This is a genomic window from Thalassococcus lentus, from assembly GCF_028023555.1.
Classification (GTDB): Bacteria; Pseudomonadota; Alphaproteobacteria; order Rhodobacterales; family Rhodobacteraceae; genus Thalassococcus_A; species Thalassococcus_A lentus.
Genome location: NZ_JAQIOY010000001.1, coordinates 190,492 through 203,926 on the forward strand (window position 1 = coordinate 190,492; position 13,435 = coordinate 203,926).

At 56.7% G+C, this 13,435-nt stretch carries 12 protein-coding genes; 6 read left to right on the forward strand and 6 right to left on the reverse strand.

Features of this window, described 5'->3' with window-relative positions; genetic code table 11:
* Positions 1-8: 8 nt before the first annotated feature.
* Positions 9-1,673 (reverse strand): NAD+ synthase, encoded by a 1,665-nt coding sequence (locus PFY00_RS00985; protein ID WP_271430650.1) that lies wholly within the window; start codon positions 1,671-1,673, stop codon positions 9-11.
* Positions 1,674-1,822: 149 nt separating this feature from the next.
* On the opposite strand from PFY00_RS00985, the gene PFY00_RS00990 reads away from it, so the two are divergent.
* Positions 1,823-3,256, forward strand: coding sequence for an MORN repeat-containing protein (locus PFY00_RS00990; protein ID WP_271430651.1), 1,434 nt, complete (start codon positions 1,823-1,825; stop codon positions 3,254-3,256).
* 31 nt (positions 3,257-3,287) lie between these two features.
* On the opposite strand, the gene PFY00_RS00995 is transcribed toward PFY00_RS00990, so the two are convergent.
* From PFY00_RS00995 to modA, 5 genes are read right to left on the reverse strand one after another with little or no spacing between them, the layout of a single operon-like run.
* Positions 3,288-4,811, reverse strand: coding sequence for a cryptochrome/photolyase family protein (locus tag PFY00_RS00995; protein ID WP_271430652.1), 1,524 nt, complete (start codon positions 4,809-4,811; stop codon positions 3,288-3,290).
* Positions 4,808-5,485, reverse strand: a complete 678-nt coding sequence (locus PFY00_RS01000) for an SDR family NAD(P)-dependent oxidoreductase (RefSeq protein WP_271430653.1) — start codon at positions 5,483-5,485, stop codon at positions 4,808-4,810. Before PFY00_RS01000 ends, PFY00_RS00995 begins: the two co-directional genes overlap by 4 nt.
* Positions 5,486-5,517: 32 nt before the next feature.
* Positions 5,518-6,615 (reverse strand): molybdenum ABC transporter ATP-binding protein, encoded by a 1,098-nt coding sequence (gene modC / locus PFY00_RS01005; RefSeq protein ID WP_271430654.1) that lies wholly within the window; start codon positions 6,613-6,615, stop codon positions 5,518-5,520.
* A complete protein-coding gene (modB, locus tag PFY00_RS01010) occupies positions 6,612-7,307 on the reverse strand; it encodes a molybdate ABC transporter permease subunit (protein ID WP_271430655.1) in 696 nt (231 codons plus the stop codon). Before modB ends, modC begins: the two co-directional genes overlap by 4 nt.
* A gap of 2 nt (positions 7,308-7,309) precedes the next feature.
* Positions 7,310-8,095, reverse strand: a complete 786-nt coding sequence (gene modA / locus PFY00_RS01015) for a molybdate ABC transporter substrate-binding protein (protein ID WP_271430656.1) — start codon at positions 8,093-8,095, stop codon at positions 7,310-7,312.
* A gap of 219 nt (positions 8,096-8,314) precedes the next feature.
* Between modA and PFY00_RS01020 the strand changes: the two genes are divergently transcribed.
* The 5 genes from PFY00_RS01020 to PFY00_RS01040 are packed head-to-tail and all read left to right on the forward strand — an operon-like array spanning position 8,315 to position 13,420.
* Positions 8,315-9,313, forward strand: coding sequence for a 3-oxoacyl-ACP synthase III family protein (locus PFY00_RS01020; protein WP_271430657.1), 999 nt, complete (start codon positions 8,315-8,317; stop codon positions 9,311-9,313).
* A gap of 1 nt (position 9,314) precedes the next feature.
* Entirely contained in the window at positions 9,315-10,289 is a 975-nt protein-coding gene (locus PFY00_RS01025) for an NAD-dependent epimerase/dehydratase family protein (RefSeq protein ID WP_271430658.1), read from the forward strand.
* Positions 10,286-11,107 (forward strand): MBL fold metallo-hydrolase, encoded by an 822-nt coding sequence (locus PFY00_RS01030; RefSeq protein ID WP_271430659.1) that lies wholly within the window; start codon positions 10,286-10,288, stop codon positions 11,105-11,107. Before PFY00_RS01025 ends, PFY00_RS01030 begins: the two co-directional genes overlap by 4 nt.
* Positions 11,104-12,357: a CoF synthetase gene (locus PFY00_RS01035; protein WP_271430660.1), complete on the forward strand. Its 1,254-nt coding sequence runs from the start codon at positions 11,104-11,106 to the stop codon at positions 12,355-12,357. Before PFY00_RS01030 ends, PFY00_RS01035 begins: the two co-directional genes overlap by 4 nt.
* A 1-nt stretch (position 12,358) precedes the next feature.
* On the forward strand, positions 12,359-13,420 hold the full coding sequence (locus tag PFY00_RS01040) for a DUF3419 family protein (RefSeq protein ID WP_271430661.1): 1,062 nt from the start codon (positions 12,359-12,361) through the stop codon (positions 13,418-13,420).
* Positions 13,421-13,435: the final 15 nt, after the last annotated feature.

Here is a 13,435-nt window from a genome sequence, read left to right on the forward strand (position 1 = left end):
CTCACCTATCAGTTCCTGTCTCGCCAGCGATTCACGATGGGGTACCGCCGATCAAGCCAGAACGCACGGTTGGTCAGGCGCGGGCCCGGCGCAGATTGAAAGCGTTTGTATTCTGAGATGAAGAGGAGATGCTCGACCCGTTTGACGTCTTCGCGCGCATAGCCCGCGTCAACGCAGTCAGCGACAGATGCCTCGCGATCTACCAGCATCTCGAGAATACCGTCCAGCACCGGGTAATCCGGCAGGCTATCGCTGTCCTTTTGGTCTTCGCGCAGTTCGGCCGAAGGCGGCTTGGTGATAATACGATCCGGAATCACCACACCGTCCGCGCCCATCATCCAATCGCGATGGTTGGCATTCCGCCACCGACAGGTCTCAAAGACCCGCGTTTTGTAGAGATCCTTGATCGGGTTATAGCCACCCGCCATATCCCCGTAGATCGTGGCATAGCCAACAGCCACTTCGGATTTATTGCCCGTGGTCAGCAACATTTCACCAAACTTGTTGGACAATGCCATCAGCAACAAGCCCCGCAGCCGCGACTGGATATTTTCTTCGGTGATGTCCGCATCACGGCCTTCGAACAGCGGCGCAAGCGTGTTGGTAATCGCAGTTCGGCCCTCGGCAATCGGGACGAAGTCATACCGGACGCCCAACGCATTTGCACAGGCCTTGGCATCTTCCAGCGAGGCATCCGAAGTGTATTCGGATGGAAGCATCACGCAACGCACATTTTCAGGGCCCAAAGCGTCAGCGGCAATGGTCGCCACAAGAGCCGAATCGATTCCGCCCGACATGCCAAGCAAAACCTTCTTGAACCCGGTTTTGCCCATGTAGTCACGCAATCCCATGACCATCACGCGGTAGTCGAGCTCCCACTCATCGGCCATGGGGGCGACCGTGCCTTCGGTCGCGGCCCAGTTGCCGTCATCGCCACGCGTGAAATCGACGTGTTCGATGGCTTCATCGAACGTCGGCAATTGAACGGCCAGCTTGCCGTGTGGGTTCAGAACGAATGAACCACCGTCAAAAACCTGATCATCCTGACCGCCGACCATGTTGAGATAGACAAGCGGCAGACCAGACTCGACGACTCGCGAAACCATATGGTTGAGACGGGTCTCGAACTTGTTGCGGAAATAGGGCGAGCCGTTTGGAACCATCAGGATTTCGGCACCGGATTCTTCCATGGCTTCGACAACATCCGGGTACCATGCGTCTTCGCAAATCGGCGTGCCCAATCGGATACCACCAATGGCAACGGGGCCCTGCATCCGACTGCGCGAAAACAGGCGAACCTCGTCAAACACGTTAAAGTTCGGCAGGAAGAATTTATGCGTCTGCGCCAAAACTTCACCGCGATACAAAATCCAATAGCTGTTGTGCAGCTTTCCGTCTTCGCCAAATGACGGCCCGCCGATCCCCATGGCAGGCCCATCGGCACACTGAGCCGCGAGATCCTGCATGTGGCTTTCCACATCGGCAACAAAAGCGGGTTTGGTCACCAAATCCTGCGTCTGGTAACCCGTCAAAAACATTTCAGGCAAAGCAACAAAATCTGCCTCAGCCGCTTTGGCCTGCTCCCAGGCTTCGCGCGCTTTTGCGGCGTTGCCGGCCAGGTCGCCAACGGTGGGATTCAGCTGTGCCATTGTCAGGCGAAACCGGTCGGTCATGCCCTGTCCTTCCTTATCGGTCGTGCTGTGACATAGCAGATGTACGCCCAAGTAAAAGACAGCCGGTGCAAAAGAGATTGCCCAGACCGTAAGGCTCCTTTACGTTTTCGCCAAATTGGGAAACTCCCTAGAGCAGAGGCAGGGCACAAATGAAACTCGCAGGTCGTGCACTTCTAATTCTTGGCACCATGGCATTGGCACAAACGGCAGTCGCCCAAGACGGCGAAGTCGGGACCAAGCAATATGATGATGGTGGCTTCTACGAGGGTGAATTCCTGAACGGTCTCCAACATGGGACCGGCACCTATCGCCTGCCCAACGGGTATGAATACACCGGGGAATGGGCCGATGGTGAAATCAAAGGCCAGGGCGTAGCACGGTTTCCAAATGGTTCCGTCTACGAAGGCCAGTTCGTAAAGGGCAAGCCAGAGGGCGTTGGCAAAATAGTCTTTGCCGATGGCGGCACCTATGAAGGCACATGGCTGGACGGCAAAATCACCGGTCAGGGTGTTGCGATTTATGCCAACGGCGTTCGCTACGAAGGGTCTTTCCGCAACGCGCTGCATCACGGCAAGGGTGTGATGACCTCTCCCAATGGCTATCTGTACGATGGTCAGTGGGTCAATGGCATCAAGGAAGGCGAGGCCAAGATCTCTTATCCGGACGGATCCGTGTACGAAGGCCGGGTTGCCGACGGTGACCGCGAAGGCAACGGCAAGCTGACGATGCCGGACGGGTTGATCTACGAAGGCACGTGGCGGGACGGACAAATCGACGGAACCGGCAAACTGACTCAGGCCAACGGCGACATCTACGAAGGAGAACTGGTGGATGGGCGTCGCGAAGGTCAGGGTAAAGTCGTTTACGCCAATGGCGACACCTATGAGGGCGCATTCAACAACGATCAACGTCACGGGCAAGGCACCTTTGTTGGCGCCGACGGCTACAAGTATGCTGGAAACTGGATCGCAGGCCAGATCGAAGGCGAAGGCAGCGTCACCTATCCGGATGGCTCTGTCTATGCGGGTCAGTTCCGCGGGGACCTGGCCAATGGCAAAGGCAAGATCACCTATCCCGGCGGCTCAACCTTTGAAGGTGACTGGGTCGACGGAGTGATCGAAGGCCAGGGTGTCGCAACCTACGCAAATGGGTTGGTGTACGAAGGCGCTTTCAAGAACGCACGGAATGAAGGGTACGGTGTGATGACCTACCCCGACGGCTACAAATACGAAGGCGAATGGAAAGACGGCCAAAGACACGGCAAAGGCACGGCAACTTACCCGGACGGCACGGTTTATGCGGGCCAGTTCCGCGAAGGCCAGCGTCACGGTCAGGGCCAGATCGCGATGGCCAATGGGTTCAAATACACCGGCGAATGGCAGCGCGGTGAAATCAGCGGTCAGGGCGTTGCGACATATGCCAATGGGGATGTCTACGAAGGCACCTTTGTGGATGGCAAGCGGCAGGGCACCGGCACGATGCGCTACTCCACCGGAGAACAAGCCAGCGGTGAGTGGATCAACGGGGCGCTGACCGGTCAGGCGGCCGTTGTGCCAGCGCAAGACGCGACACAGGACCAATAGGCCAGTAGGACAGCCGCTGCATGATTGCAGTCTAGACCAGATCGCCCTTGGTCATACGGTCCAGCCATGTCTCGGCCTCGCTTAGCACCGTTTCGCGTTTGTCCGCGTCCATCCTGTCCCATGTCCGGTACATCTGCGCCATGCGCGGATTGCTCTGGAACCGGTCGCGGTGTCGCTCCATGAAGTGCCAATACAACAGATTGAATGGGCAGGCATCAGGACCTGTCTTTTCTTTGACCTTATACTCACAATGTTTGCAGTGGTCCGACATCTTGTTGATGTAGTTGCCCGAAGAAACATAAGGTTTAGACGCGATAACCCCACCGTCGGCGAACTGGCTCATTCCAACGGTATTCGGTGCCTCGACCCACTCAAAGGCATCGATATAGACCGACAGATACCATTCATGCAGTTCGGTCGGGTTGATCCCGGCCAATAGGCCAAAGTTGCCGGTAACCATGAGTCGTTGGATATGATGCGCATAGGCTTCTTCGCGGGTCTGTTCGACCGCCTTTGAAATGCACCGCATCTTGGTTTGGCGGCCCCAATAGAAGTCAGGCAGGTCGCGTTGGTGATTCAATCCGTTCCTTTGCGGATAATCCGGCCCTTCGTGAAAATAGATCCCGCGCACGTATTCCCGCCAACCAATAATCTGCCGGATAAACCCTTCGGCAGCATTCAGTGGCACCCGACCCGCGCGATAGGCGGCTTCGACGGCGCGACAAACCCTTAGCGGATCAAGCAAGCCAATGTTCATGTATGCGGACAACAGCGAGTGGTACAAAAACCGATTGCTGTCCAACATGGCATCTTGATAGTCGCCAAACTTCGCCAGACCATTCTCAACAAAGTGCTCAAGAGCCTGTTCGGCCTCGGCCTGGTCGGTGGCAAAGTGAAACGGTCGAAGCGTCCCGAAGCTGTTTGAAAACCGAGCCTCGACCAATTCAAGAACTGCCTCGACGGTTGCATCGGGTACGAATTGCATCGGGGCTGCATCGACACTGTTTGGTGCTGGTTTGCGATTGTCGTGATCGTAGTTCCACTGACCGCCTTCCGGCTCGGCTTCGTTCATCAGAAGGCCAGTCTTTCGGCGCATGTCACGATAGAAATACTCCATGCGCAGCGCCTTGCGGCCTTGGGCCCATGTCTCGAAATCCGCGTGGGATGCGATGAACCGGTCGTCTTCCAAGAGAGTGATTCCAAGAGGCGCTTCTTCCAGCGCCTGAATCAAACGCCACTCACCCGGTTTGGTCGCAACGACACCTTTGGCGCCTGTATCCTCTGTATGCCGAAGCAATTCACCGACGATTGATCCTGCGTTGTGTGCGTCGTCCAACTCGGAATAGCGTACATCCCAACCATCCATCCTCAGTCGGGCCGCAAATTTGCGCATGGCCGCAAAGATCAGGGCGATTTTCTTTGGATGATGCGCCACATATGTTGCTTCATCCGCCACTTCGGCCATCACGACGATATCCTGACTTTTGTCAGCACTGCGCAGGGCCGCGATGTCTGGTGTCAGTTGATCGCCAAGGATCAGGATCAGTCGTGTCACCAAGGAATCTCCTGCCCGGCGTAGTCGAAAAACCGCCCGGTCTGATCCGGGGACAGTTGCTCCATGACATCCACAAGATTTCGGGCCGCTTCGCCCGGTCCGACGGCAGGATGCCGTCCAAGGTATTTTTCGGTGAATGATGTCGCCACGGTTCCCGGATGCAGGCAGACAAGGCACAGCTGCTTGTGGGTGCGTGCCAACTCAACCGCCGCGCCATGCATCAACTGGTTCAACGCGGCTTTGGAGGTGCGGTAACTGTACCAGCCGCCCAGTCTATTGTCGCCAATGCTACCGACCCGAGCGGAAAGTGCAGCAAATACCGCAGGGCGGGACTTGGGCAACAAGGGCACGACGTGTTTCAGCACCAAGGCCGGCCCCATGGCATTCAGTGCGAACTGGTCAATCAAGGCAGACGGCGTCAGGCTTTGCAGCGTTTTTTCCGGCGCGGCGCCTGCGATTTCCAAGGCACCCGACGCCACAAACACCAGATCAAAAGGCCCTGTCAGCCCATCTATCAGCCCATCTAGATGCCGTATGATCGAGCTTTCTTGCGTGACATCAAGGCCGTGTTCGCGCCGGGACAAACCCGTCACCCCGTAGCCACGTGCCTGCAGCTCGCCCTGCACGGCGTGTCCGATCCCGCCACTGTTTCCGATAATGAGTGCCTGCTTCATAGCCGTGTCAGCTAGCGGTTTGCCACCGCAGTTCAAGCGCCGGCGGCAGGTCCACCCACATCTTCAGGTGCGATTGCGACGGTTTTTATAACCGCATGACAGGTCATGCCCTCAACCAAACCCAATTGGCCGGCAGATCGGCGCGTCACCCGTGCCAGAACCATGCCAGCAGCGGTTTCAAGAGACACCATAACACCTGGCCCATCGCCCGATCGGATCTGAGAAATAACGCCTGGCACAATATTGAGTGCCGAGATGCCTTCGGGGCGTGTCAGGGCCAATGTCACATCCTGCGCCGGGACGCGTACACGCAAAGACTGCCCAACACTCTGCGAGACTTTCGGCAGGAATAGTGTCTCTCCGCCGACATCAAGCTCTGATAACCCGTCGGCGTGATGTGCCTTTACTGTTGCGGCCAACAAGGCGCCGACAGCGCGCACACCGGTCGGCATGACTGTCGGGTCGCTCAGAACTTCTGCAGCGCTGCCCTGGCGGGCAATTCGGCCATCCTGCAAAACCACTACGGTTGTCGCCAACCGCGCCACTTCGGCGGCCGAATGGCTGACGTACAGGATGGGAACTGACAATTCACTACGGAGCCGCTCAAAGTAGGGCAGGATTTCGGATTTCCGGGTTTCATCCAACGCCGCCAAAGGTTCGTCCGCCAGCAACAATTCGGGACCAGACAGCAGCGCCCGCCCGATGGCGACCCGCTGCTTTTCACCGCCTGACAATCCGACCGGCTGGCGCTCCAGCAGATGGGCAATCCCGAGCAGGTCAACAACGTGATCCAGATCTTCGCAAACGACACCCGACGGCACAAATCTTTGGCCGTACTGCAGGTTTTGTTTGACCGTCAGATGAGGAAACAAACGACCTTCCTGAAAGATATAGCCGATCCGTCTTTTGTGCGGCGGGACGAATATCCCAGCTTTGCTGTCCAGAACACGTCTGTTCGCAATTTCAATGCAGCCAGAATCCGGGCGGAGCAATCCGGCTACCGCATTGATGACCGTTGTCTTGCCCGAACCGGACCGTCCGAACAGAACGGTGACACCGTCCGGCGCCTCAAAATCTGCCTGAACCGAAAATCCATCGTACGCGTGATTGATCGAGACCTTCAGCGTCATGATCTGGCCCCCACACGCTGCGCCACACGGCGGGCCAACCACTCGGACAAAAGAAGCGCAGCCATGGCAATGATGATTGATACAATGACCAACCGTGCCGCCGATGATTCACCCCCGGGGACCTGCAAGAATGCATAGATTGCCGAGGGCACGGTTTGGGTCTGGCCCGGGATATTGGCTACAAATGTAATTGTGGCGCCGAATTCACCCATTGCCTTGGCAAAGGCCAGGACCGCGCCCGCCAGAATACCAGGTAACGTCAGCGGAAGAGTTACGGTCAAAAACACCCAAAGGCGTGACGCACCCAAGGTTGCCGCTGCCTCTTCAAGTTTGGGGTCTACTGCCTCGATCGACAATCGAATGGCCCGCACCATCAGCGGGAACGCCATCACAGCAGCCGCAAGCGCCGCGCCCGTCCATCGAAATGCAAAACTGATACCCAACGGGCCAAGCAATTCACCGATGGGTCCCCGTGCGCCAAAAGCCAGAAGCAGCAGATAACCTGTCACGACGGGGGGTAGGATAAGCGGCAAATGCACAAGACCATTGACGAGCTGGCGGCCAGGAAACCGCCAACGCGCGAGTGCGTAGGCGGTCAGCAGCCCAAACGGCAATGACAAGGCTGTTGCCCAGAACGCAACGCGCAACGACAGTCGGACTGCCTGCCATTCTTCGGGACCCAGCCAATCCATTCCTACCCACCCGGCACGGAAAAACCGTGCTGTTCAAACACCCCGGATGCCTTGGCACCGGTCAGAAAATCCAAAAACGCTTTGGCCCCACTTCCGGACTGTCCAGCGACCAGAGCCGCAGGATACCGGATGGGGGCATGGCTGTGCGATGGAATGCGCGCCACAACATCAACGCGGGGTTCTGCATGGGCATCGCTGGCATACACAATTCCCAGCGGTGTCTGATCCAAGGCAACAAATGCCAGCGCGGCCCGGACGTTGTCAGCCTGTGCCACACGATCCGAAACCTCATCCCACAGGTCATAGTGCGAAAGAGCCGCCTTGCCGTAGATACCAGCGGGAACGGCATCAACCAAAGCCATCGCCAGGAGACCCCCGACAAGCAGTCCATCAAGATCCAGATTTTCGTTGAACTCGACAGGTTTGGCCTGATCCTTTGGAGCGATCAAAACCATCCGGTTTCCGGTGACCACCACCCTGCTTTCCGGAACAATCAGGTTTTGACCCTCCAGATAGTCCATCCATTCAACACTGGCCGAAACCAGCAGATTGGCTGGAGCGCCCTGTTCAATCTGGCGGGCCAAAACAGCTGTTCCCGCGTAGACTAGGGTGGTGGTGTGTCCGGTTTCGTCTTCGAACGTCCTCGCGATTTCGTCCAACGCATTTTTCATGCTTGCAGCGGCAAAAACGGTGATCTGATCGGCACGCGCACCGATGCTGCCCACCGCCAAAGCAAGCATCGCAACCAAGACCAGCCGCAAAGACCTATGAAAACTGAAAATAGGCATACCGTTCCTTTTCCTGAGACCGACTATCAACAGGGTCGCGTTCTGCAACAAGGGGTTAAATCGGCGCGCCTGTAGCATCAATTTGTCTGGATTGAAGTTCTTTGGATTTCCAGCGAAGTATGAAGAATTACGTGACGGCAACATTGAACGTCGTTCAATTTCCTTGACATCACGACCTTCTGGCGTATTTTGAACAATGTTCACGATTTTGGAATTACCATGCACCACCTTCCTATTTCGATCACCGGAACCGGGCACGCCCTCCCACAAAAGGGCCTGGACTCAGAGACTCTCGACAAAATGCATGGCCTGAAAACCGGGTGGTTGCGCCGGAAATCCGGTGTGGCCTTTCGACATCTGTGCACGGACGAAGACCAGATTGATCTGGCTGTCTTAGCTGCGCAAAGAGCCATGGAAGATGCCAGAGTTGAGATCGACAATATCGATCTGATCCTTTCCGGCAGCGCCATTCCCTACCAATCCCTACCTGCGACAGCGCCATTGATCATGCAGCGATTGGGGGCAAAGGGAGGCGCGGCCGCAGCCTTTGACGTGAACGCAACTTGCCTGAGTTTTGTCACCGCGCTTGATCTGGCGGCCGGACGTATCGCACTTGGTCAGAGCAAGCGGGCATTGGTCATTTCGTCGGAAATCGCGTCCCGCGCTTTGCCATGGCAGAAGCAGCCAGACGTTGCCGCGCTCTTCGGTGACGGAGCAGCTGCGGCAGTTGTCAGCGCGCCCCTTCACAATGAGGCCGGCATTCGGGCAAGCCTCGTACGAACGCATCCTGCTGCCTATGACGCCTGCCAGATTGGCGCTGGCGGCACGCGGATCGATTACCACCGCAATCCTAAAGAGTTTGCCGAAAATGCGTTGTTCCGGATGGACGGCAAAGCACTGTTCAAAGTCACGCGACGACACTTTCCTGCATTTGTAGAGACGCTTTTGGACAAGGCGGGATGGCGCAAATCAGATGTTGATGTTGTGGTCCCTCATCAGGCCAGCCCACACGCTCTATCCCATATGTCGCGCAAAATGGGCTTTCGCCAAGGCAGCGTCATGAACGTTGCTGAACAATTGGGCAATCAAATCGCCGCTTCCATTCCAACGGTTCTGGATATCGCACGGCGCGAAGGGCGGATCGTCAAAGGCAGCAAGGTTCTGCTGCTTGGAACTTCGGCGGGCGTCTCGTTTGGCGGCATGGCAATCGAGGTCTGAAATGAACCGTATTCTTATCACAGGCGCCACCGGGTTTTTGGGCGGCAAGCTGGCCCTACACTTGCATTCGCGTGGCTGCGGGGTGGTCGCCTGCGGGCGTGACCCCAAGCTACTGAACGAGCTTCGATCCAAGGGTATCGAAACCCTACAATTCGATCTGGCTGGTGGTCTTCCTTCAACGCTTCCCGAACCCGTAGATGCGGTTGTTCATTGCGCGGCACTTTCGTCGCCCTGGGGACGCCGTTCGCGATTTGAAGCGGCCAACGTTGTGGGCACACGAACGGCTTTGGCGCTGGCAAGCGCCTTAAACAGTCAAAGGTTCGTCAATATCTCATCCCCCAGCGTTACCTTTGCGCTCAGGGATCAACTGGATGTGCTGGAGTCTGATCCGCTGCCGCGCCCGTTCAATGCCTATGCCGCCACAAAGGCAGCAGCCGAGGCTTTGGTGCACGCCCGTCCAGATTTGAACCCAATTACGTTGCGGCCGCGCGGTATCTATGGCGCAGGTGAAACCACATTGCTGCCACGCCTGATTGCCGCGGCTCGCAGAGGTCCGCTGCCACTGTTTCGCGATGGCGCCGCAGCGATCGATTTAACCCATGTGTCCGATGTAGTCAGGGCGATCGAATTGGCTCTGGAACGTTCAACTGATCCGCAAGACCCGATCTACAATGTTTCCAGCGGTGAGGTGCTCCCGATCCGGAACATCGTGGAAAGCGCCTGCCGCGCACATGACATCGCACCAAAGTGGCGGGCCCTGCCGTTCTGGCCAGCGCTGGCCATTGCGCGTGCGGCTGAATTCGTCAGCCTGATCCCGAAGAACAGCAAAGAACCCCGGATCACCCCCTATGCGGTGGGACTCTTTGCGTTTCAGCAAAGTTTGAGCCTGTCAAAGGCCCGCGACGTGCTGGGTTGGACGCCAAAGATCACATTTGAACAGGGTCTTTCGCAGACCGTAGGGAAAGGCGCGGTATGAAGCCCAAATTTGCAAACAGTGCCTATGTGCATACGCCGGAACGTTTGGTTCTGCGTGGCGGAGGTTGGGGCAAAGTCCCTTTGAAAGTGCGTTACGGCATCCTCGAACATCCCACCGAGGGTTTGATCCTGATCGACTCTGGTTATGGCACGGAACTGTATTCGACGCCCAACCGCGGGCTGGCCCTGCGGCTGTACGGTAAACTGCTCGGTCCGGAACTTCTGCCAGAGGGCGCACCGGATAAGGTGCTGGCGCGATTGGACCTATCTCCAGAAGACGTTCAGCACGTTGTCGTCACGCATCTGCATGCGGACCATGTGTGCGCATTGCCCCGGTTTAAAAAAGCCCGGATACACACCGATCTCGCAACGCTTCAGCAGGCAAAATCCGGACCCCGGCGCAAAGCCTTGCGGCACGGCGTATTCCCGGAATTGCTGCCCGATGATCTGTTGGACCGAACAAGTGATCTGGGGTCCACACCTGTGACCGAAGCGCCCTTGGGGCTGGGTGACGGGTTTGACTTGCTGGGCGACGGATCAATCCTCGCCATTCCTTTGCCGGGACACAGCACCACCCATTTTGGCGTATGTTTCCCATTGTTAGAGACGCCTTTGCTCTATGCCGTAGATGCGCAGTGGGTGCCCAATGCCATCACTCAAGACCGTATTCCGGGCTTTCCCGCGAGTCTCGTGGCCGAAGATCCTTCCGCATTGAGGAAATCGGCCGAAAAGGTCGCGCGATTTGCCAAAGCCGGTGGAGACATTCTGCTGTGTCATGACCCCGAGGACAGCCCCTATGATTTGCTGGATCAGGCATGACCAAACTCATGCATACAGCCCGCGCCTTTGCGGAAACACTATGGGTGACGCGAAAGGGACGGTCCCGCGCATCGTTCGAGGCATGGCAAGCCGCCAAACTGAAAAAATGGCTGACCCATGATTTGCCAAAGGTGAGCTTTTACGCCAATGGCGCCACTTGTCTGTCTTCTTTGCCGATCATCGACAAATCCAACGTCATGGCGCAATTCGAGGACTTTAATCTTGGCCGCATCTCGTCTGCTCAGGGATGGGCCGCATTCGAAGACACGGGCCAAATCGGCAAAGTATCGATTGGCGCGAGTACCGGCACCTCTGGCAATCGCACACTCTATGCTGTCACACCGGCCGAGAGATTCCGCTGGCTTGGCACGATTCTGGCCAAAACAGTACCGGGCTTTCTATTCGCCGCGGAACGTGTCGCGGTGATCTTGCCACAAAGCTCTGACCTCTATGACGGTGCCAACCAGACTGGCCGGATGGCCTTGCGTTTTTTCGATCTGCGGTCCGGAGTGGAAACATGGCTCGATCGTCTTGAGCAGTTTGATCCAACGACCATTGTCGCGCCGCCGCGCGTGCTACGGCACTTGGCGGAACAAAATGCAAAACTGCACCCAAAAAGACTCTATTCCGGCGCAGAAACGCTCGACCCTATGGATCGCAAGATTATCGAAGCAGCGTTTTCAGTGCGCCTGGGGCAGATCTACATGGCGACCGAAGGGCTTTTTGCCGTAACTTGCGCGCATGGAAATCTGCACTTGGCAGAGGACGCCAACCACTTTGAACTACAGCCTGTTGGGGACGGATTGGTCACACCGCTGGTCACCGGGTTTCGACGCCAGTTCCAGATCATGGCACGCTACAGGATGAACGATCTGCTTCGCATGTCTGACCAATCTTGTTCCTGTGGATCACCTCTGCGTGTCGTGGATGAAGTTGTTGGGCGTATGGACGACGCCTTTCTATTCGGCGGCCGGCTCGTGACACCAGACGTGATGCGAAATGCCGTTTTGAATGCATCACGGGACATCACTGATTTCCGTATTCGGCGCGAAAGCGAGCGGGTGATTTCACTGGTGCTCCGACCAGACATCAGCCCAGAAGCCAGAACTTCGGCCCGAAACGCTCTTTCGAATTTGTTTGGTGATCGGGGGCTTTCCCCGGTTATTCAGATCAAGACCGAACCCCTTTGTCTGAACCCGTCACGCAAACTGCGGCGTGTTGAAAATTGCTGGTCATCTGAGGCAGATTGATATGGATTTTTTTGAGTCATTGAGTTTTTCGTCATCCAATGAGGACGGACGCAGCGAGTTACGCGCGCTGTCCGGACCCGCTGAAAAACTGGTATGCCTGACGGGTAGCGGAACACGGCCACTGGATATGTTGCTGTCTGACGCCAATCAGGTCATCGCGTTGGATCTCAATCCGATGCAGAATGCGCTGCTGGAGCTGAAGATAGCGGCGTTTCAATCGTTGGATTACGATGCGCTTCTGGCTTTTCTTGGGCTGGTGAAAACCGATGATCGCATGGCGCTATATGCGCAGGTGCGCCGTTCGCTCAGACCAGAGATGCAGGCACATTGGGATCAGAACCTGCGCGAGATTGGCCGCGGAATCTGGTACATGGGTCTTTGGGAAAAGGTGCTGCGCATTGGGGCAAAAGGTGTTCGGATGTTGCGCGGCAAAGCTGTACCCGCGCTGTTCAACGCTCGTGACGTTGCCGAACAAAAAGCAATCTGGGACCAGCAATTTGACGACTGGGTGTGGCGCAGTTCGATCCGCACCCTTGGACGCCCATGGTTTTGGACCCGCGTCATCGGCGAACCGGGCGGTGCGTTTCTTCCCGGTCCTGAGGCAGTGGAGCAGCGATTGGCAGGCTGTTTTTCGCGTGCCTCAGGCCAATTCCTTTTCCGGGAAAGCGATTTTGCCTCGCTTGTTTTGAGAGGAACCAATGTGTCGCCCCTCGCGGTTCCTCTACATCTGAAGCCAGAAAACTTTGAACGTATTCGGACCCGATTGTCTGATCTTCGTATCGTGACGGGCGGGCTGGGTGACCTGGCGGACCTCAGGATCAATCAGGTTGATGCGTTTTCCCTGTCTGATTTCGGATCCTACTGTGATGATGTCAGCTATTCGAAGATGTGGGCGGGTGTGATCGGTGCAGCGGCCCCCAATGCCCGGTTCTGCGAGCGCGTTTTTATGAACGACCTCGCGCCGCCTGACGAACGGATCCGATTGGATCAAGATTTGTCAGACCATCTGACCACGCATGACAGAGCAATCATTTATGCCATCCGGGCCGGTCATATCGCCTAAACTTAGTCCCGATCA